Source organism: Deefgea tanakiae, assembly GCF_019665765.1.
GTDB lineage: Bacteria > Pseudomonadota > Gammaproteobacteria > Burkholderiales > Chitinibacteraceae > Deefgea > Deefgea tanakiae.
This window is the reverse complement of record NZ_CP081150.1, coordinates 2,864,235-2,883,463: the sequence shown is the minus strand read 5'-3', so window position 1 is coordinate 2,883,463 and position 19,229 is coordinate 2,864,235. Positions and strand designations below refer to the sequence as shown.

Annotated in this window: 15 protein-coding genes and 1 tRNA gene; 7 read left to right on the top strand and 9 right to left on the bottom strand. The window is 49.3% G+C overall.

The window, feature by feature from the left end:
• Nucleotides 1-5: 5 nt before the first annotated feature.
• The 3 genes from chrA to K4H28_RS13405 all read right to left on the bottom strand — a co-directional run bounded on the left by chrA (nt 6) and on the right by K4H28_RS13405 (nt 2,800).
• Complete coding sequence (chrA, locus tag K4H28_RS13415) at nt 6-1,382, bottom strand: chromate efflux transporter (RefSeq protein WP_221005653.1); 1,377 nt, start codon at nt 1,380-1,382, stop codon at nt 6-8.
• Nucleotides 1,375-2,256 (bottom strand): chromate resistance protein ChrB domain-containing protein, encoded by an 882-nt coding sequence (locus K4H28_RS13410; RefSeq protein ID WP_308443488.1) that lies wholly within the window; start codon nt 2,254-2,256, stop codon nt 1,375-1,377. The genes chrA and K4H28_RS13410 overlap by 8 nt, the downstream gene beginning before the upstream one ends.
• A 458-nt stretch (nt 2,257-2,714) precedes the next feature.
• A tRNA-Tyr gene (locus K4H28_RS13405) sits at nt 2,715-2,800 on the bottom strand.
• Nucleotides 2,801-3,000: 200 nt separating this feature from the next.
• On the opposite strand from K4H28_RS13405, the gene K4H28_RS13400 reads away from it, so the two are divergent.
• Nucleotides 3,001-3,501 (top strand): arsenate reductase ArsC, encoded by a 501-nt coding sequence (locus tag K4H28_RS13400; RefSeq protein WP_255573535.1) that lies wholly within the window; start codon nt 3,001-3,003, stop codon nt 3,499-3,501.
• Nucleotides 3,502-3,698: 197 nt separating this feature from the next.
• On the opposite strand, the gene creD is transcribed toward K4H28_RS13400, so the two are convergent.
• The 3 genes from creD to creB form a co-directional block, all read right to left on the bottom strand.
• On the bottom strand, nt 3,699-5,054 hold the full coding sequence (gene creD / locus K4H28_RS13395; RefSeq protein WP_221005651.1) for a cell envelope integrity protein CreD: 1,356 nt from the start codon (nt 5,052-5,054) through the stop codon (nt 3,699-3,701).
• Nucleotides 5,055-5,172: 118 nt separating this feature from the next.
• Complete coding sequence (gene creC / locus K4H28_RS13390; RefSeq protein WP_221005650.1) at nt 5,173-6,612, bottom strand: two-component system sensor histidine kinase CreC; 1,440 nt, start codon at nt 6,610-6,612, stop codon at nt 5,173-5,175.
• A 489-nt stretch (nt 6,613-7,101) separates the two neighbouring features.
• Nucleotides 7,102-7,782, bottom strand: coding sequence for a two-component system response regulator CreB (creB, locus tag K4H28_RS13385; protein WP_221005649.1), 681 nt, complete (start codon nt 7,780-7,782; stop codon nt 7,102-7,104).
• Nucleotides 7,783-7,982: 200 nt separating this feature from the next.
• Between creB and K4H28_RS13380 the strand changes: the two genes are divergently transcribed.
• Nucleotides 7,983-8,714, top strand: a complete 732-nt coding sequence (locus K4H28_RS13380) for a substrate-binding periplasmic protein (RefSeq protein ID WP_221005648.1) — start codon at nt 7,983-7,985, stop codon at nt 8,712-8,714.
• A gap of 38 nt (nt 8,715-8,752) precedes the next feature.
• The gene (locus K4H28_RS13375) at nt 8,753-8,950 is read left to right on the top strand and encodes a SlyX family protein (protein ID WP_221005647.1); all 198 of its coding nucleotides are present in this window, start codon (nt 8,753-8,755) and stop codon (nt 8,948-8,950) included.
• A 146-nt stretch (nt 8,951-9,096) separates the two neighbouring features.
• Here the strand turns inward: K4H28_RS13375 and K4H28_RS13370 are convergent, their stop codons facing one another.
• A complete protein-coding gene (locus K4H28_RS13370; protein ID WP_221005646.1) occupies nt 9,097-10,602 on the bottom strand; it encodes a peptidase associated/transthyretin-like domain-containing protein in 1,506 nt (501 codons plus the stop codon).
• A 378-nt stretch (nt 10,603-10,980) separates the two neighbouring features.
• On the opposite strand from K4H28_RS13370, the gene K4H28_RS13365 reads away from it, so the two are divergent.
• The 4 genes from K4H28_RS13365 (at nt 10,981) to K4H28_RS13350 (ending at nt 17,915) form a co-directional block, all read left to right on the top strand.
• Nucleotides 10,981-12,990: a BCCT family transporter gene (locus tag K4H28_RS13365; protein WP_221005645.1), complete on the top strand. Its 2,010-nt coding sequence runs from the start codon at nt 10,981-10,983 to the stop codon at nt 12,988-12,990.
• A gap of 100 nt (nt 12,991-13,090) precedes the next feature.
• Nucleotides 13,091-15,067, top strand: coding sequence for a putative bifunctional diguanylate cyclase/phosphodiesterase (locus tag K4H28_RS13360; RefSeq protein WP_221005644.1), 1,977 nt, complete (start codon nt 13,091-13,093; stop codon nt 15,065-15,067).
• A 132-nt stretch (nt 15,068-15,199) separates the two neighbouring features.
• A complete protein-coding gene (locus tag K4H28_RS13355) occupies nt 15,200-16,858 on the top strand; it encodes a TIGR03862 family flavoprotein (protein WP_221005643.1) in 1,659 nt (552 codons plus the stop codon).
• 28 nt (nt 16,859-16,886) lie between these two features.
• Nucleotides 16,887-17,915, top strand: a complete 1,029-nt coding sequence (locus K4H28_RS13350) for a class I SAM-dependent rRNA methyltransferase (protein ID WP_255573533.1) — start codon at nt 16,887-16,889, stop codon at nt 17,913-17,915.
• Nucleotides 17,916-18,010: 95 nt separating this feature from the next.
• On the opposite strand, the gene K4H28_RS13345 is transcribed toward K4H28_RS13350, so the two are convergent.
• Nucleotides 18,011-18,715 (bottom strand): NapC/NirT family cytochrome c, encoded by a 705-nt coding sequence (locus K4H28_RS13345; protein WP_221005642.1) that lies wholly within the window; start codon nt 18,713-18,715, stop codon nt 18,011-18,013.
• Between the two features lie 70 nt (nt 18,716-18,785).
• Nucleotides 18,786-19,220 (bottom strand): nitrate reductase cytochrome c-type subunit, encoded by a 435-nt coding sequence (locus K4H28_RS13340; protein ID WP_221005641.1) that lies wholly within the window; start codon nt 19,218-19,220, stop codon nt 18,786-18,788.
• Nucleotides 19,221-19,229: the final 9 nt, after the last annotated feature.

Here is a 19,229-nt window from a genome sequence, read left to right as displayed (position 1 = left end):
TAACCTCACAGAATTAGTGTTTTAACGATTAAGCCAACAACGGCACTGGCTGCGATCACATGAATGACATTGCGTTTGTATTTAAACAAAGCAATTGCCGCCGCCATAGAGATTAATACTGAAATCCAATCCACTGAGCTGATAATGCCACTGGCAAAGCCCGTCGGCCACCAAACGTGGTAACCAAAGAACAGTGCCAGATTTAGAATCACCCCCACCACCGCTGCTGTGATTACCGTCAATGGTGCAGTAAATTTCAAATCATTGTGCGTCGTTTCAATCAACGGGCCGCCAGCCAGAATGAAAATAAATGATGGCAAAAAGGTAAACCACGTCACTAGCGTGGCTGCAACTGCACCCGCTAGAAACATCGACTCAGGGCCAAATACTGCTTTAACATAGCCGCCAACAAAGCCGACAAAAGCCACCACCATAATCAATGGACCCGGCGTGGTTTCACCGAGCGCTAAACCATCGATCATCTGCGTTGGCGTGAGCCAGTTGTAATGGCCGACTGCGCCTTGGTACACATACGGCAGCACCGCATAGGCACCACCAAATGTCAGTAAAGCGGCTTTGGTAAAGAACCAAGCCATTTGCGTGAGGGTGTGATCCCAGCCGAAATAAGTTGTTAGCAGCCCCATTGGTACGACCCACAGCAGCGCACCAATGACGACAATTTTTACCAAACGCGGCCAACGAAAAATCGCATGTTCAGGCGTTGGGGTATGGTCGTCAATCAGAGCCGCACCGTAGGATTTATCCGCCTTGCCATGACCGCCACCTGTTTTGAAGCGATCAGGTGCAATGCGCCCACCGATGTAACCCACTAAAGCAGCGACCGCGACAATGATGGGAAATGGCACATTCAATGCAAAAATCGCGACAAATGACGCACCAGCAATCGCCCACAGTACATTATTCTTTAATGCCCGTGAGCCGATTCGATGTGCAGCCTGCACGACAATTGCCGTGACTGCAGGTTTAATGCCGTAGAATAATCCGGCCACCAAGGGCATCTCGCCAAAGGCGATATACACCCAAGATAAGGCAATGAGTATCACCAGCGAAGGTAGTACAAATAAAGCCCCAGCAGCAATACCACCACGCGTTTTATGCATTAGCCAGCCGATATACGTCGCTAACTGCTGCGCTTCAGGGCCGGGCAAGAGCATGCAATAGTTTAATGCGTGCAAAAAGCGTTTCTCTGAAATCCAGCGCCGACGCTCTACTAATTCTTCGTGCATGATCGAGATTTGCCCAGCGGGGCCACCAAAGCTAATCAAACCCAGCTTCAACCAAAACCAAAAAGCCTGCCAGAAGCTGACCGTTGGTGCTTGAAGCTCATCTTGTTCAATTGATGCTATTTCTGGTTTATTCATGCTGAGCTGATCCTGTTGCGAAAGTAGTGAGCAGCCCATCAAAAACGGCGCTGGCAGTCTGTAAAAGTTGATCGTCATCGTGAATGGCCTCGCGTAGTCCAGCTAAGACGCTTTCAATGCCGACCGATTCAGGCGGAGCAATGCCGCCCACATCAAGGTAATGCACCAAAGCACCCAGTCGTTTTAGATTGGCGGCTTCGAATCCAAAGCTTTCTAGTAACACTTCAAAGGTGACGCGATGCCCAATGTGGCTAAATCGCGCACCATCAAAATCAAAGCCCAAAGCATCAGCAGGGCAATCAGTCGGCAATTCAAGCCAGATGAATGTTGCAGCGGGATCAATAAAGCGCCGAATCAACCAAGCGCTGGCTAAGCGATCAACCCATGGCCTGCGGCGAGTCGCCCATGTCCTGCCTTGGTATTCACTCAGCAAGAGCCGTGTCACCTCGCCATCAATGGCATAAGGCTCATCGGGCGATAAGGCGCGTGCTAGCGCCAATTCCAACGCTTTTAGCGCTGCATCGGTTTGCTTTTGGGCTTCATTCGGGAAAAAGTCGATTTCGCATAAGGCTGCAAACGTTTTGCGCTGTTTACGCGCTTGCTTGATGGCATCGCGTGCGGTATCAGCGCTTAGGCTGATTTTGGCGATTTCAGCGAGCAAAGCGGCATAGTCTTCAGTGCGGTCGAATAGATGACTGAATTCATCGGCTTCAGGTTGATCGATGTTAAGCACGTGGGCAGAACCGCCAGCGGTCTGAACGTAGCTTGCGATAGTGCCTAACGTTTGCCTGCAAGTTTCATGGGCAGGCATTAAATAAACCCCGTCGCGTAGTACTGCGGCCCCGGAAGATTTAAGCGTGCGCCAAGCCCGCATTCGCACGGTGGCGTTTTCGGTTGGCAAGGTGAGAATGAGGGAAATTAGTTTCATTGGTAGAGGTTAATACATATTTGTATTAACCTCTACTCATTATTTTTGAGGCCAAGTGTAAGCGCCACAACCCAAATGTCCGGTTTGGCCGAGCAGTTGCCGCTCAGATTCACCACAGAGCGGCAGATTTACTTTGGAAAGCTGTCACTCGCGGGGTTGGCGAACCTGCACCCGCATTGAATCGGGTGCATCCACTCAATTACATTGGACAAATGCGTAAGCACAGGTGGCGACATCCGATAAAAATCTGCAATAGCGAGGAAGCCGCCAGTAATGGCGGTTTTTTGTTGGCTGCGATTTATTGCGCTGGGGTGGGTTAAAAAGTAAATGGGGGGTTAAATGTGGGGCCAGCCTAAGCAAATAACAAAAAAGCCCTGAATAATCAGGGCTTTATGGTGTTTTGCTGGTGGAGGGAGAAGGATTCGAACCTTCGAAGGCTGAGCCGCCGGATTTACAGTCCGGACCCGTTGACCGCTGGGGTAACCCCTCCACGAGGACGGCAATTATGCCTTGCTACTCTTAGGGCGTCAAGCAATGCGCGGCGTTTTTTTACATTCAAGCCGAATATGATGAGAAAATCACCAGTCTGAAAAGACTTGAAACCAGATTGTAATATTGAATGGGGATAATCCAATAATTCAGCACTGCATTTCGAACCAAGCAGCGGCCATCCAAACTGGAGTTTGTCACTTGCAACACTACAATATTTTATTCATCTGCACTGCCAACGCAAGCCGTAGCCAAATGGCTGAAGCGATTGTTAATCATTTTGCCAAAGATAAGTTCACCGCCTACAGTGCGGGCAGCAAAGCCACCGGCGTGGTCAATCCACTCGCCATTGCAACCCTCCAACATTTTGGTCTGGCTACGGCTTCATTGCGCAGCAAAAGTTGGAATGAGTTTCTCTCCCCGAACGCGCCACAAATGGATTTTATTTTTACTTTATGTGATTCGGCTGCTGGAGAATCTTGCCCAACATGGCCGGGCTTACCGATGATTGCGCATTGGGGGGTTGCTGATCCTAGCCTGCCGTACAAAGAAGAAGACCGCCGCAAAGCATTTCACGATGCCTTTGTCATCATCAAACACCGCATCGATTTACTCACCGCATTGCCGTTCGAGAAATTAGAGCACCTCGCACTACAGCACCACATTCGCGAAATTGGCGGTCAAGCAAGTACATCAAGCTAAATAAGCGCCGTAAAAAAAGACTGGCTGAGCTGTCATGCCGTTCACTTGGCTTAGGTGAACGGCATGACAGAATGAACTGGGTTTTTAGTGCTGAGGATGCTTAGAGACTAAGATTGATGGGTATATTGATACATCCATTATTTAATAATGTATAGGTCGCTATACATATTGTGTTTTTATCGGCTATTGCCTTGTGTTTACACCAAATCGGCACTATGTTTTGGTGCGCTCGTTGAGCTTAATCCTTGCCAATCCAGTTTACGCGTTAAGACCATCACGCCGCTCAATAAGCCAAACAAGGTCAAGCTGCCCATCAGCAATGCCATGTCTTCGGATTGTAAAATCCCAAACAGCAGACCATAGAGCGCAGCCAACACGATGGCAAAGCCAAGGCCGCGTTGCCATGCTGCCAGCACAAAGCTCACGTAATAGCCGAGCAGCAAGGTCGATGCGCCTGCGGCGATCCAATACGCTTTAATAAAGCCGACATGCTCTGACAACGACAAAGTCAGCAAGAAAAACAGCGCTAGCGCTGCGCCAACCAAAGCATATTGCACCGGATGAATCGCGATTTTCTTCATCACCGACATCAAAAACACCGCGCCAAAAAGCACTAGCACAAAGAGTTCGGCGTATTTCAAAGTCCGTTCATTCAGCACATAGCGATCAACCGGATCAATCAAGCGCAGACCCAGCGAAGCACTAGGGCACGTCGAATCGCCACATTTGGCCGAGGCATTGCTGCCGCCGGTGGCCAGTTGGCTGGTTTGCCAGCGCGCCGTAAAGCCTTGCGCAGTCACCGAACGCTCAATGGGCGCAAAATTGCCGCTAAAGCTCGGGTGTGGCCAATTGCCGGACAGCGCCACATGACTTTCTTTACCAATCGGCTCAATTAATAGCTGCGTTGTGCCGCCCAGTTTGAGATTGAGTTTGAAATCGATGCTGTGCGCTGCCTCGCTCAGTGTAATTGGCGCATGCACGCCACTGCCCATCGCGCCTGCCGTACCGGGCGCAAACGTCATCGAACTACCTGCCAGCGTGCCATGTAGATTTTGAATGCCACGCACGTCCGACAAGCTTATCGTGAGATACGCTTGCCCCCATTGAGTGCTCACTTTTTCACGGCTAGAGCTTGCAGTTCGCTCGAAATCGCTGAGCGCAGGTAAAGCAAATTTGCCGCTCAAAATTAGATCGCCGCGATAGATGGGCGCTTCAAAGATTCCGCGCTTGAGGCTCTCTACCGCCAAGCGCCCATTGGCTGCAAATTGCTCGGGGCTGAGAATAATATTGCGCTGGTTTTGTGTTTCTAGCCATTCGCTGACTTTGCCCTCTGGGGTTTGTTTTTCGATCAGCGTCGAGATCGTTTCAGTGAGCGGCAGCACCAGAAATGGCCCCTTCACCGTTTGTTCACCTGCGCTAAATTGCGCAATCTCGGCGCGTACTTCCTGCGCCCGCTGTTGCCGCTCAAACACCAAGCTGCGCACCAAATTGAGCGCAAACAGCATCCCCACCATCAGCGCCACCGCAGTGACGATTTTCCATTGCGTTTTCATGTTCTTCCCCTTGTGATTTCACTATCGACACCTGCAGTGTGCCGCGCTGATGTGGAGGGAAAATGCGGGGAATGTGGAGATTGTGTGAAGATCAATATCGGCGGCTGATGTGAGCAGCCTAAGCGTTGGGCAACTCGATCACCGCTTCGACGCCGCCATCGACATTCGCAATTTTTACCGTACCGCCATGCAGCTCAACAATGGTGCGGGTCAGCGCCAAGCCAAGGCCAGTACTTTTTTGCCCTGTGCTTGGGCGGGGCAGAGAATAAAATCGCTCAAAGAGTCGTTCAAGTGCATAGTCGGGTATCGATTCACCGTCGTTTATTAATCTGATCTGCGTAGATATACCCTTGCTAACTAATTGGACTTGGATACGCTCTCCATCGGGAGTGAAGTCGAGTGCGTTTTGTAGCAAATTACGGATCGCCTGCTTCAATAAAAATGCCTCGGCCTTAATACTCTGCGATTGGAGGCCATCGCAGGCAATCAATTGAATCTGCCGCGTTCCTGCTTGGGGACTCAGTACGGTAATCACTTCGTGAATCAAATCATAAAGATTACAAAGCGCAGCCTCTTTGAGGCCATGTCGTGCTTCCAGCGTCGCCAATTGCAGCAAACGGTCAACAATTTGCTGCATCCGGTCGCTTTCGACGCGGATGTGGCCAACAAAACGTGCATGATCCGCCTCATTGAGTGCGCGGCCTTCATCAAATAAAATTTCAGCTGCACCACGGATGCCCGCCAACGGTGATTTCAGCTCATGCGTTAAGCCGTGTACATAGTTTTCAACATACGCCTTGCCCTCTAACTTTTCGCGCATAGCGCCAAGCGCTTCGGCCAGCGTCGTCAACTCGCGGTTGGCGGTAAAGGTGGGAATTTCTGCGGTTTGGCCAGCGCTCACGTCTTTGGCAAAGCGCGTTAATTGGGTGATGCCGTGGCTGAGCCACCATGAAAATAGCGCACCGATACCGAGGCCAACCAGCAGCAGCACGATGCCAGCGCGCCACAATTTGCCCTCTGAGCGCTCGATAAACGGTTGCATTGCCCAATTGGGGCGCGCCACGGTGAGCACACCGATGATTTTGTCGCCGTCCTTGATCGGCGCGGCCACATGCATGATGGTGGAAAGTGGATCTTTGGCATCGGCCAAGGTACTGCGTGCACCATATTGGCCGCGCAACGTCAAAGCCACATCGCGCCATTGGCTGTAATCTTGGCCAATCGATTGCCCACTGGAATCCAGTTTGACGATGCCTTTCGCGTCGGTCACATACACGCGTAAAAACGTCTTATCCCGCGCCACGCCCCACACTTTAGCTTGTGGATTGCGCGCAGCGAATTGCTGCATCGCCCGCGCAAAGCGCCCATCATCAAGCCGCCCCGCGGCAAAATCGGGCTGAATTAATTCAGCCAGCAAATTCGCCGCATCGACCAACACCTCTTCACTTGATTGCCGCACCGCAGGTTTGATTTCGTCTTTCACCAAACTCAGCACATAAGCCGCCAGCAAGCTCACCAGCAGGAAATAACCAAAGAAAATCCGAAGTGAAAAGCGCATGGGTGAGTCTTTTTAAATAGTAAAAAAAGCAGATTTGATGATTTAACGCCCTTGCTTAATAGCCAACTTTGACCTTTGAATCCCACGTAACAGCACAGTGCTGACAGATAAATCTACGAGGAAACTCATCGACATCGACCTTTTCTTGTTTCGTCAGCCACCGACCACAATCAGGGCATTTACAAACATAGGCTCGAACAATGAGCGTAAATAGGGCTAGGATTCCAAAGAACATGAATAGAGAAACCTGTATCAGTGACTGTGTTGATTCGCCGTTTCCGTCACTAAAGAAAAAACCAAACAGCCACGATATTGCAGCAAAAAGCATAAAGACTGCAGCTAGCCTTCTTGTCGTTCTCGCGTGCGTTGGATGAGATTTATGTATCATTGGAAATCCCTAGCTGATTACCTTAAGAAGATTAACGCGTTTAATTGTTTTTATATCTTTGATTTGTAATGGTATTTAAATTAAAAAAGTAATTTGTTTATTCAACGTTTCTCCAACGCATACCCAAACCCGCGATGTGTCGCGATGGTGTCGAGGTCGGGGCGGATGGTTCGCAGTTTGGCACGTAGGCTTTTGATGTGGCTGTCGATGGTGCGCTCAAAGCTATCTTCGGCGGCTTCGCCCAGCGCGTCGAGCAATTGGCTGCGGCTAAATACATGGCCGGGATGCGCGAGAAGCGTAATCAAGAGGCGATATTCAGATGGCGTGAGCGTTAGATTTTGCCCAGCAAACTGTACGCGTTTGGCTTGAGTATCGTGTTGAAATAGATGATTATCAATGCTTGGCTGGCTATACGTTGATGATTTTTGACTGCGTTTTAAAATCGTCTTGACGCGTGCTGCTACTTCGCGCGGGCTAAAGGGTTTGACGACGTAATCATCGGCACCGAGTTCCAAACCCAAAATCCGATCAAATTCCTCGGCTCGCGCGGTGAGCAGGAGCACGGGTATTTCGCTGCTTTTGCGCAGCCGTTTAAGCACTTCTAGGCCGCTGTCATCGGGCAGACCAATATCCAAAATGACCAAGTCGGCCTGCTGAGCGGCGATTTCGCCATCACGCGCGAGCGCGCACCACGTAACACTTAATCCATCGCGCTCCAGTGCAAAGCGCAGTGTGTCGGCAATGGCGGGTTCGTCTTCGATTAATACGATGTGCGGATTCATGGTGTGGGTGTCGGTGGCTGGGTGTTTTGATTGTAATGTAAGTACTTAGTCAACGTCATGTTTGATACCGAACCATCCAGGTATAGCGTGCTCGGTGAGGCTTGCAGTGTGGCGATAAAAAATACCGTTTAGCTCTTTTTTATGGAAAGTGCATCCTTGTAAGGTCTAAGCTGAAAGCCAACTTAGTAAGGAGCGTGGCGATGCGATATAAAATGCTGCTGGTGGCGTGTGCTGTGTGGTTCAATTTTGCGCAAGCGGCAGATTTAGTGGGGTTTACAGAAGAGTTCGCACCGTTTAATTACACAGAAAATGGCCAAAACAAAGGCTTGGCCAATGAAATCATCGACCGCATTACCGCCAAAACAGGCTTGCGCGTTGAGCGTAAAGTATTTCCTTGGCTGCGGGCTATCGAGGGCAACCAAGCACTCGACAATAGCTTGTTGTTTACGACAGTGCGAACCCCTGAGCGTGAGTCAAAGTTTCTGTGGGTTGGCCCGTTTGATAATTGTGAGATTTGGTTGATCAAGCTGAAAAGCCGCAAGGATGTAATGGCCAATAATCTTGAGCAGGCCAAACAGTACCGCGTGGGGGCACCAAGAGGTTCGGCTGGTAATAGTTTATTGCTTAGCAAGGGCTTTAAAGAGGACAAACTCGACTTGAGCTTGGATGAGGAGCGCAATATTCGGAAGCTTTATGCGGGGCGCTTTGATTATTCTGTCGGAATGATTGTGCCGCATTATGCGGTGGCAAAAAAATTGAAGCTACCCGTGGCTGATCTAGAGCCGGTACTTCGCTTGGAAAAGGGCTTGGGCTGCTATTTTGCGTTTAATCCTAAAGTTGAGCCTAAATTGTTTCAGCGTTTTTCTGACGCATTTAGCGATTTGGAGAAAAGTGGCGAGTTGGAAAAAATCCGTGATGCGTTCTTAAACTGAGTATCATCCGTACATCGTTTCCGTTTTATGGAGTGACCATGGAGTCGCGTATCACCGAATTAGAAATCCGCCTTGCTTTGCAAGATGACCTGCTCGACGATCTGAATCAAATCATTGCGCGGCAGCAACAGCAAATCGATCAGTTGCGCAAAGATTTGCGCTACTTACAAGAACGCAGCGGCGGTCAAGAGCAAGGTGGACGCAGCCTGCTGGATGAAATTCCACCGCACTATTGAAACCGAAGATTTTTTTGCAAGAGAAAGCGATTGCTAAAAGATGGGCTAAGCTGTTTTTGGGTATTCATTCCCACTTCTAATCAAGCATAAAGAGGTATAAATTCTGCCTTGAAGCCTTATTCAAGGCAGTTACTTCACCTAAAGTCTTAGTTACGTTGTCCAGTAAAATTGCCTTGATTCACTGTACTTGTTGTATATCGCCATGCTCCTGAAATTGCGCCAGAGCTTGAATTAATATTGCCTGTAAAGATCGATGCTCCAGCATTTCCCGCCGCATTAATTGACACAGCCCCGCCCGCAGCAACATTGCCGGTGATAGTAAAACTCAAAGTATATGTATTTGAAAACCCACTCCCGGTGATCGCGCCATTGTTGGCGATGTTAATCGTCCACGTGCCTGATTCTGCCCCATTGTAAGAGCCGCTATATGTACCAGCGTAGCTGGCAACTGTTGTAGCGGTCGTCGTTGGAGTAGGGGTAGGGGTGGTACTTGGATTTGGTGTATTGCTCACCGTTGGAGTTATGCTACCAAGTACGATGCATGTTGGTAGCTGTAGCTCGGTATTACCTGTTTTGACTGTAGTAGCGAGCTCAAACTTTCGCGGTGCTTCGTTAAAAATAGAAATGTTTGAATTGGCACTTTTCTTGAGTGCAAGCTTAAATTTGCCTGCCGTATCGCTAAAAGTGAGGCTGGATCCTGTGTAATCAATACCATTACCCTGTATGGCTGTCGTAACGAGTGGTTTGCCTTGCGCGTCTTGCACACAACCTGAAACATAAGTGGTCTCGTACGCTATATCGCTATTCCATGTTGAGAAATGTGCAACATTTCCTTCGTAGTATTGATTTGGTGCGCTGCCTTTTAAGCGCGCGCTACCTTCTTCTACCCAGCGACCACTGCTTTCATTGAAATAAAACAGCGGTATCGTGGCTGGAAAGACCACGCCACTACGAGCAACGGCAGGAATGCGTAGTGTGGCTGTTTGCCCCGCTACTAAATTCAGTTTACGACCTTCGGTATCACTGAAATTAACCTGCATTGCACCAAATGACTCAATTTGCTGTAATTCACCACTCACTGAGGCTGTGTAATTGCCTGGCATTCTGCTGGCATCAGCGCTTGGATCAATCAAAGTGATTTCAACTCGTGCTTGACCTGCTGCTGCACCACCACCTTCGCGTGCTAACGCACCAGCACCAAGTTGTACCGATGCGGTTGAACCACTTACTGTTAAGTTATTGGCAATTTTCGGATCAAAGTTAATGGTCGCGGTAACAGGTAATAAAGTTGCATTTGCATATCCTGTTGCGCCAGTCGACAAGGTTTGATCATGAGTAGCAAATTGCTGTGCATATGCGGCTTTGCTGAATGTAATCAAACGGGTATTGTTGTTGGCCGCAACAGCGATTTGATAGCGCCCATTGCTATCGGTTTCGGTTAAATTTCCTTGAGAGCTCACTCTAACACCCGCAACAGGGGTGCCATTCATATCGCGGACCACGCCCACCACACTGGCTGTTGGGCTATTTGTTGGTGTTGCTGTGGTTGGTGCAATGGACCCCGTTGAGGTGCTGCCACCGCCGCCTCCACAAGCAGTTAGTATTGATAAGGTGAGGCAGGCGCATCCAGTGCGAAATAATTTGGCTTTCATGGTTGATTCACTTTGAAAATATTTAATAAATGAGATTAATTTATTTGTTTGTTCACACAAAAAATGTAAATTTCGTAAGCTTCGTGAATTTACTTGGTAATTTTGTGGCGGTCAAAATTTCTTAATGGTTCTGTAACTTTAAATAAATTAGGCAATTTGATCTTTTTTTAATGTAAGTAAAAGGTTTTGAGTCAAGTCGTCGAGGACTGAATTTTTAATTAGGAAGTCGAGCTGTTGACTTTTTGCAGCGTATAAATTGATGGCTCTATTTTTCATATGAAAAGCCATGATTTGCTTACGTAAATGTACATAGTTGCGTAGGCCGATTCATGCCAACGTGTTAAGGTGTTGATTCTGTATATAAAAAAGGAGCGGCGGATGACGACGTCTACTTTATCAAACCGCACTACATTTTGCTGGCCGGTCGTTTTACCAAGTATGGCGCTGGTGCTGGCGCTGTTGTTGTTTTCGATTTTTTCTCCGGGTGACACGGAGCAGATTTTTATTACCAGTAAGGCATGGGTTACGCAGTATTTTTCTTGGTTTTACACCCTTGTGGTAGCCGCTTTTGTAACTTTACTGATCGGGATTGCGATCAGTCGCTACGGTAAAATTCGTCTTGGCCCAGACGATGCCGAGCCTGAGTTTAAGTTTTCTTCATGGATTGCCATGTTGTTTGCCGCAGGTATGGGCGTGGGGCTAATGTATTTCGGCGTTGGCGAGCCAATACAGCATTTAATTTCGCCACCGACTGCACAAGTTGGTACACCTGCCGCGGCGCGTGAAGCAATGTTGATGACCTTTTTCCACTGGGGCATTCATGCGTGGGCGATTTATGGCGTAGTGGGTTTGGTGCTGGCTTATTTTGGTTTTCGCTACAACTTGCCGCTGACCGTTCGGTCTGGCCTCTATCCAATTCTAAAAGACAAAATCAATGGCCCTTGGGGGCATGCGGTCGACGTATTTGCGCTGTGTGGGACGATTTTCGGGATTGCGACAACCCTAGGCTATGGCGTCTTGCAATTGTCGGCCGGGCTAAGCCATGTGACGGGTTGGAATTTTGGCGGGATTCATATGCAGCTGGGTTTGATTGCTGCGGTGGTGGTCTTGGCGGGCTTATCGGCAGCCTCTGGCGTTGGCAAGGGCGTAAGAATTTTGAGTGAGTTGAATTTGGGTTTGGCGATCGCCTTGGTGGGCTTTGTGTTGATTGCGGGCCCCACTTTGTATTTGCTCGGTGCTTTTAGTGAAAACATCGGTAATTATTTGGCGAATATCGTTCAACTCACCTTCCGCAACTTTACCTATGAAGCGGCCAATTCCGAAGGCTGGTATCAAGGCTGGACGATTCTGTATTGGGCGTGGTGGATTTCTTGGGCACCTTTTGTAGGGATGTTTATTGCGCGTATTTCACGTGGTCGTACGATTCGAGAATTTATTATTGGCGTACTATTGATCCCGGCAACGTTCAATTTCTTGTGGATGACCGTGTTTGGCAATGCCGCAATTTGGATTGATACCCATGTGGCAATGGGCGCATTGAGCGCAACGGCTGGCAATGTCGATGCGCTGTTGTTTACGTTTTTGGATTACTTGCCATTTGCGGGTCTGAGCTCTGCTTTGGCAATTACTTTGATTTCGATTTTCTTTATCACCTCGGCCGATTCGGGGGCGATGGTGATTGATAATATCGCCAGCCGTGGCGACCCTAAATCTCCTGTTTGGCAGCGACTCTTTTGGGCTGTCGTGTTGGGTGTTGTGGCTGGATGTTTGCTGACTGCGGGTGGACTCAAAGCTTTGCAAGCGATGACCATTGTGGCCGCTCTGCCGTTTGCGGTTGTGATGTTGCTCTTGTGCTGGGGTTTACTCAAAGGCTTGCGCGCCGATGAATTGCATTCACGACAAAAGCTCTCGCATGCGAGTAATTTCTGGAATGGTAAATTGTGGCGCAAACGTTTGGCGCAGATTCTGCGCCAGCCTGATCAGGCCGATGTGCATCGCTTTTTTGCTGAAACCGTGACGCCTGCGATGTATTTAATCGAGCAAGAACTAACGCAGCGCGGCGTTAAAGCCCGCGTTCAGTTTATCGATGACGATACGATGCAGCTGGTGGTGGAGCAAGATCGATTGCGTGATTTTGTGTACGGTGTGAAGTGTACCCAGCAGGCGGTGCCTGATTTTGCTTTGGCCAATGAGGCATTGCCTTTATCCAGCCAGCCAGTGACGTTTGAACCGACGACTTACTTTGTCGATGGTCGTAAGGGCTACGATATTCAGTACTTCACCGAAGAAGAAATGCTGGCCGATATTTTGAAACAATACGAGCGGCACTTGAGTCTGTCGCTCAACGCCGATGCAGCCTTGTTGCAGCATGCGCCATCGCATCGTTAAGGCTGTGTTCTTTGTTCAAATCAAAATTGAACGTTTAACACATGGGATCCCCACGTTTTAAGCTATAACGTGGGTACCCCATTTGCATTTACGTCTAGTTATGAAAAAACCATTCCTTGTTTTTACGCCCCGATTTTTGCAGCGCTTTTCTGCCAAAGTCGGGGTTTATTTTTTGTTTGCGATTGCGATGTCTTTGGGATTGTTTCTGAGCGTGTTGATGCTGCAAAGTGGCGACCGCGTCAATGCCATTACCCAGCCTTTGGTCACGCGTTTAGTGCCAGCACTGCACGATATTAGCGATTTAAAAACGCTGATTACCGAGCGCCAGGTCATTTTGAATCAGTATTTTGCTTATGGCTTGAGCCAAAAGCAGTTTAAAGAAAAACTCCAAATCAGTAATCAGCGTATTCAAACACTCATCGACAAAGCCAAATCGAAATGGAAAACCGAGCCGCAACACATCGCACTGGTCGCATCGTTTGAAAATTCTAAACTCGTTGCCGAACAGCTCGATCAAATTATGTCGGCCCCCACACCCGACTTGGATGAAGCGCGGGCGCTTTTGGTAGAAAATACCATCGATACCCGAAATATGCTTGATCAGCTCGACGAAGCATTTATGCTGGCCAGTCAAAACATCAAGCGGGCAGGGCAGGTATCAGCGCAAGAAGTGCAGGACATGATTCGTTTGGTGCTGACCTATAGTTTGGTTATTTTAATTATCGCCATTTTAGTGGCCTACTACATTCATGCTCGGCAACGCGCAGAAAATAGACTTGCATATGCCGCGCGCCATGATCGTTTGACTGATTTACTCAACCGCAGTGTTTTTGAATCTGATCTTGCCAATTTGAATCAGCAGCCACATGCGGCGATTTTGATTTCCATCGACCGCTTTCAACGCGTATTGGGCGGTTTGGGTTATGAGGCTGGCGATGAGCTGGTGGTCGCCGTAAAAGATCGGCTGCTACCCATCGTGAAGCAAATGGGCGGTACGCTGTATCGCTTTGAAGGCACGCATTTTGCCGCTTTGTTTGCGTTAAACCAGCCTAATTACCCACAAAATTTATTGCCCTATCAGGCTTTATTAAATGCACTTAATGAGGCGATTCATGTCGCAGGACACGAGCTATTCGCCACGCTGAGTATGGGTGGCGCGATGTATCCCAAAGATGGTGATAACGCGATTACTTTAATCCGAAATATGGATGCCGCACTGGAAGTGGTGCAGGCGCAAGGCGGTAATGCATCGCAATGCTATAACCTAGAAATGAATGCGCGAGCTGTGGAGCGATTGGCCTTGGAGGCCGAGCTGCGCCATGCGGTTGAGCGCGATGAATTGCTGCTGTATTTTCAGCCGCAAACCTTGATTCCTAGCCTCAAGGTTATCGGTGTGGAATGTTTAATTCGCTGGCAACATCAAGGCAAGCTGGTGCCGCCTTTTGAATTTATCCCCTTGGCCGAAGAGTCTGGCCTGATTATTCCGATTGGCGAGTGGATTTTACGTACCGCCTGCCAGCAAGCAAAAGCGTGGCAAGTGCAAGGCATGCCCTTGGTGGTGGCGATTAATATTTCGGCACGCCAATTTCAGCACCCCAAGTTTTTTGCTTTGGTGAAGCAAGTGTTGACCGAAACAGCGGTTGATCCGCAACTGATCGAGCTAGAAATCACTGAGGGCGTGGTAATGCAAGACGCCGATCATACGATTGAGCTGCTGCAACGCTTGCGTGGTTTGGGCGTGATGCTGTCGATTGATGATTTTGGCACTGGCTATTCCAGCCTTTCTTACTTAAAACGCTTCCCGATTAACAAGCTCAAAATTGACCAAAGTTTTGTGCGTGATATGGATAGCGATCAGGGCGATGCGGCGATTGTTGAGGCCATTATTCGCCTCGGTCATAGCCTTGGACTGACCGTCATTGCCGAAGGCGTTGAAACAGCAGCGCATTTGGCTGCGTTGGCGCAATTGGAGTGTGATGAATTACAAGGCTATTATTTTTCCCGACCGTTAGCGCCGGCCGATGCGCAGGCTTTCTTGCATAAAAAATTACTGCCTGAGTCAACTCAATCGGTCTAAGGCCGAGTAGTCGCTTGGTTTCAGTTTAGTTTCAGTAATAATGCGTAAATGCTGCAAATTATGCAGTCTTTATGCGCGATTTTCGGTATAAGAGAGCCTTCGTGTTTCATCGCCATTGAATTTGGAATTCCTATGCCCAGTAAAAAAACAACGTCCGCAAAAACCATCGCAATTATTGGCGGTGGCCCCGCTGGCCTGATGGCGGCCGAAGTGATTGCTGCGGCTGGCTTTTCGGTTGAATTGTTCGATGCAATGCCCTCAGTCGGCCGTAAATTTTTGCTCGCGGGTGTGGGCGGTATGAATATTACCCATGCCGAAGATTCGTCCGCATTTTTGGGTCGCTATGGCAAGGCCAGCGCTGATTTAGCGCCGATGATGGCTGACTTTGGCGCGAATGAACTCACCGCTTGGGTGCATGGTCTTGGCATTGAAACCTTTATAGGTTCTTCGGGCCGCGTATTTCCAATTGAAATGAAGGCTGCGCCTTTGCTACGAGCGTGGTTAGCGCGTCTTAAGGCCTGTGGGATTAAATTTCATGTTCGCCATCGCTGGCTCGGTTGGGATGCTAACAAAGCCTTGCGCTTTAGCAATCCGACTGGAGAAATTAGCCGCACGTTTGACGCAGTGGTTTTAGCTTTAGGTGGCGCAAGCTGGGCCAAACTGGGCTCGGATGGCGCTTGGGTGCCTTTGCTGGCCGAGCAAGGTGTCAGCGTTGAGCCGCTTAAGCCCTCCAACTGCGGTTTTGACGTAGCTTGGAGTACGCATTTGACCGACAAGTTTGCCGGCGCGCCGATCAAAACTGTTGCCGCTGCGGCACGTCAACACGACGCTAAAAAAGCCGGTGAGTTTGTACTGACGCAAGGCGGCGTGGAAGGCAGCTTGGTGTATGCACTATCGAGCCAGTTGCGCGATGATATTGCTGAAAGTGGCACGGCGACCTTGTGGCTGGATTTAGTGCCACAAAAATCGTTGGCACGGATTACTGAAGAGCTCTCGCAACCGCGCGGAGCCGATTCAATGGCAAATCATTTGCGCCGCAAGCTGGGTATTGAGGGCGTTAAAGCGGGCTTGTTGCGTGAAATTGTGAGCAAAGAAGACTTCGCGCAACCTGCCAAATTAGCCGCGGCGATTAAATCTCTGCCGATTACCTTGATTGCGCCACGGCCGATTGATGAAGCAATTAGCAGTGCGGGCGGCGTGACCTTTGCTGGGCTGGATGCCAATTTAATGTTGTCACAAGCGCCGGGTGTTTTCTGCGCGGGTGAAATGCTCGATTGGGAAGCGCCAACAGGCGGCTACCTACTTACTGCGTGTTTCAGCAGTGGCCGTGCCGCTGGCTTGGGCGCAGTTAACTGGCTAAATTCAGCCAATCAAGTTGCAACGAAAAAAACGGCTAAAGCCGAAGCGAAATTAGAAACGGTTGAGGTTGCCGCAAAACCGGCACGCAAAGCCGCCAAGCCTAAGGTGGCGGTGGAAGTGGTCGATGTGACCTCTGCCCCAGCGCCAACGGAGCAGGCTGCGCCCGTCGTGAAGCCAAAACGTGCGAGCAAGGTTAAAGTGGCTGAAGTTGAAATCGAGACTGAAGTTAAAGCCGCAAAATCTAAGCGAGCGGTTAAAGCGAAAATAGCGCCCGAAGCTGAAGTCATTGTTACCGATGCTGCAGAAATCGTCGCAGAAGTCGCGAAACCGAAACGAACTCGTAAAGCCGCAGAGCCCGCCGCGCCGGTTGCTAGTGAGGCCGATGCTGTGCCCGCCAAGCCAAAGCGCGTGCGCAAAACCAGCCAAGAATAAACCCATTACTATTTAATTGAGATCTACGATGATTGATGACATGCAAGAACCGCTATTTTCCCTACTTGATACGGCATTATCGAATCGCTCAGCACTGATTGAACAGCTGACCGCTGAGCAAACCAATACCTATCGCCTGTTTCACGGCAGTATTGAAGGCGTGCCGGGTTTGACGATTGATCGTTATAACGATTTGATCTTGGTGCAAACCTTCCACCGTGCGTTGTCAGTTGAGCAGTACGAAGAAATTAAAGCGTTTTACGCTCGTACCTACCCAGCCAGCGTGGTGGTTTACAACGACCGCAGCCACGGCAATTCGCGGGTGATGAATCGCCTAACGGAAGCCGAAGAAATCATCGCCTACGAGCCGCGCATCGCGCAGGAGCTGGGTGTGAATTACCGCATTCAAGGCCGCCATGCGGGCCAAGACCCGTGGCTATTTCTTGATTTGCGCGCCGGTCGCCGCCGCATTATGGCTGAAGCCGCAGGCAAATCAGTGCTCAACCTTTTCGCCTATACGTGCGGTGTCGGCATTGCTGCCGCCAAAGCGGGTGCGCGCCACGTGGTGAATATCGACTTTGCTGAATCAAGCATTTTGGTTGGTAAAGACAACGCTAAACTCAATGATTTGCCAATCCGTGTTCGCTTTGTGCAATCAGATGCGTTTGCGGCGTTGAATCAATTGTCGGGCAAAGGCCAAGCAGCGATGGTGCGCGGTAAACGCATGCCGAACTTCCCAAAAATGGAAAAACAGCAATTTGAATTGGTGATGCTTGATCCACCTCGCTTTTCAAAAAGCCCATTCGGCGTTGTCGATTTGGTCAACGATTACGCATCGGTGTTTAAACCTGCGCTGTTGTCGACCACTGAAGGCGGTACGCTGATCTGCTGCAATAACGTCGCGCAAGTATCGCGTGAAGATTGGCTAGCGCAACTTGAGCGCTCTGCAGTGAAAGCAGGCCGTCCGATTCAAAGCATGGAATGGATCAAACCCGACAGCGACTTCCCAACTTCTGACGGCCAACACCCCCTTAAAATCGCCTTGTTGCGAGTTTGATGAGTCAATAAAAACGGCCTGCTTTTGTAGTAATGCCGCTCACTTGGTTTAAGTGAACGGCATGAGGCCGTTTGGCCCATTTTTATATTCTAAATTTATTCAATCCCTGCCATTTCACCTTCATTGTCGGTATCTCCCTTCGCTTTATTGTCTTTGGCTTGCGTAGGGTGCATTACTTCAGGTTTGATCCCTTTACCGTCTGGGCCAACGTGCTGATTGACCGCTGGCAGATGATGGGCAATGCCTTTATGACAATCGATACACGTCATGCCTTCCGACAGCCCTTTTTGGTGGGCATTAGCTGAGCGACTGTTTTGCTCCATGTAATCGAAATACTCATAGTTATGGCAGTTGCGACACTCTTGTGAGTTGTTCGCTTTCATACGCCGCCATTCACTTTGGGCGAGATCGATTCGTTTATCGATGAATTTCTCGCGTGTATCAATCGTACCGAACACCTTGCCCCAAATTTCTCTAGAAGCTTGAATTTTCCGGATCATTTTTGGGCCCCATTCATGCGGAACATGGCAATCAGGGCAAGTGGCGCGAACGCCAGAACGATTGGTGTAATGCACGGTTTCTTGGTATTCCGGATACACATTGCTCTTCATTTCGTGGCACGAGAGGCAAAATTCTTCGGTATTAGTCATTTCGAGTGCGGTATTAAAGCCGCCCCAAAAGATAATCCCGACTAAAAACGCAACAATCGCCCCGATGTAACCGAGGCGAATCGCTTTGATTTTCTGCACTAAAGCGCAGAGTCGACCTTTAAGAGTCGGTTTTGTTGGAATATCACTCATCTTGTGCTCCCTTTATTTACACCACTCGGCGACGCATGACGCGAGTGGTGTTGGTTTATTCACTGCTTATTTATTTCACCATGCCAGCGGCGGGTTGGAAGGTATTGCCTACCAAAGGTTTGGCATCGGTTTGCGGCACGTGGCATTGTTGGCAGAAATAGCGACGGGGTGAAATATTGGTCAACTCAGTGCCGCCGCGGGTTTTAAAGTGCGTGATAGATATTTTGGTCGCGCCAGTATCTGCCGTGCGATCCCAGCTATGGCAATCGAGACATTTATTAAATTCTTTAGTAATCAAATAGCCTTTGGTAGTGTGTGGAATGATTGGCGGTTGTTGTACAAAATGACGTGGCAAAGGGCCACGGTCTTTTTCCCAGCGGAAATTTTCTGATGGCACATCGCCGTTCACCACTGTGCTACCGCGCAGGGATCTGAGTCCTTCCGCTTGGGCGAATGGGGCAATGGCGATACAGAATAAAATCCATAAACTAATTAACTGCTTCATTTTCATCTC

Bases quoted from the DNA above. Each gene is read 5' to 3' on its own strand.
- chrA (WP_221005653.1), bottom strand. From the start codon at position 1,382: ATGAATAAACCAGAAATAGCATCAATTGAACAAGATGAGCTTCAAGCA.
- K4H28_RS13410 (WP_308443488.1), bottom strand. From the start codon at position 2,256: ATGCGGGCTTGGCGCACGCTTAAATCTTCCGGGGCCGCAGTACTACGC.
- creD (WP_221005651.1), bottom strand. From the start codon at position 5,054: ATGAAAACGCAATGGAAAATCGTCACTGCGGTGGCGCTGATGGTGGGG.
- creC (WP_221005650.1), bottom strand. From the start codon at position 6,612: ATGCGCTTTTCACTTCGGATTTTCTTTGGTTATTTCCTGCTGGTGAGC.
- creB (WP_221005649.1), bottom strand. From the start codon at position 7,782: ATGAATCCGCACATCGTATTAATCGAAGACGAACCCGCCATTGCCGAC.
- K4H28_RS13380 (WP_221005648.1), top strand. From the start codon at position 7,983: ATGCGATATAAAATGCTGCTGGTGGCGTGTGCTGTGTGGTTCAATTTT.
- K4H28_RS13375 (WP_221005647.1), top strand. From the start codon at position 8,753: ATGGAGTCGCGTATCACCGAATTAGAAATCCGCCTTGCTTTGCAAGAT.
- K4H28_RS13370 (WP_221005646.1), bottom strand. From the start codon at position 10,602: ATGAAAGCCAAATTATTTCGCACTGGATGCGCCTGCCTCACCTTATCA.
- K4H28_RS13365 (WP_221005645.1), top strand. From the start codon at position 10,981: ATGACGACGTCTACTTTATCAAACCGCACTACATTTTGCTGGCCGGTC.
- K4H28_RS13360 (WP_221005644.1), top strand. From the start codon at position 13,091: ATGAAAAAACCATTCCTTGTTTTTACGCCCCGATTTTTGCAGCGCTTT.
- K4H28_RS13355 (WP_221005643.1), top strand. From the start codon at position 15,200: ATGCCCAGTAAAAAAACAACGTCCGCAAAAACCATCGCAATTATTGGC.
- K4H28_RS13350 (WP_255573533.1), top strand. From the start codon at position 16,887: ATGATTGATGACATGCAAGAACCGCTATTTTCCCTACTTGATACGGCA.
- K4H28_RS13345 (WP_221005642.1), bottom strand. From the start codon at position 18,715: ATGAGTGATATTCCAACAAAACCGACTCTTAAAGGTCGACTCTGCGCT.
- K4H28_RS13340 (WP_221005641.1), bottom strand. From the start codon at position 19,220: ATGAAGCAGTTAATTAGTTTATGGATTTTATTCTGTATCGCCATTGCC.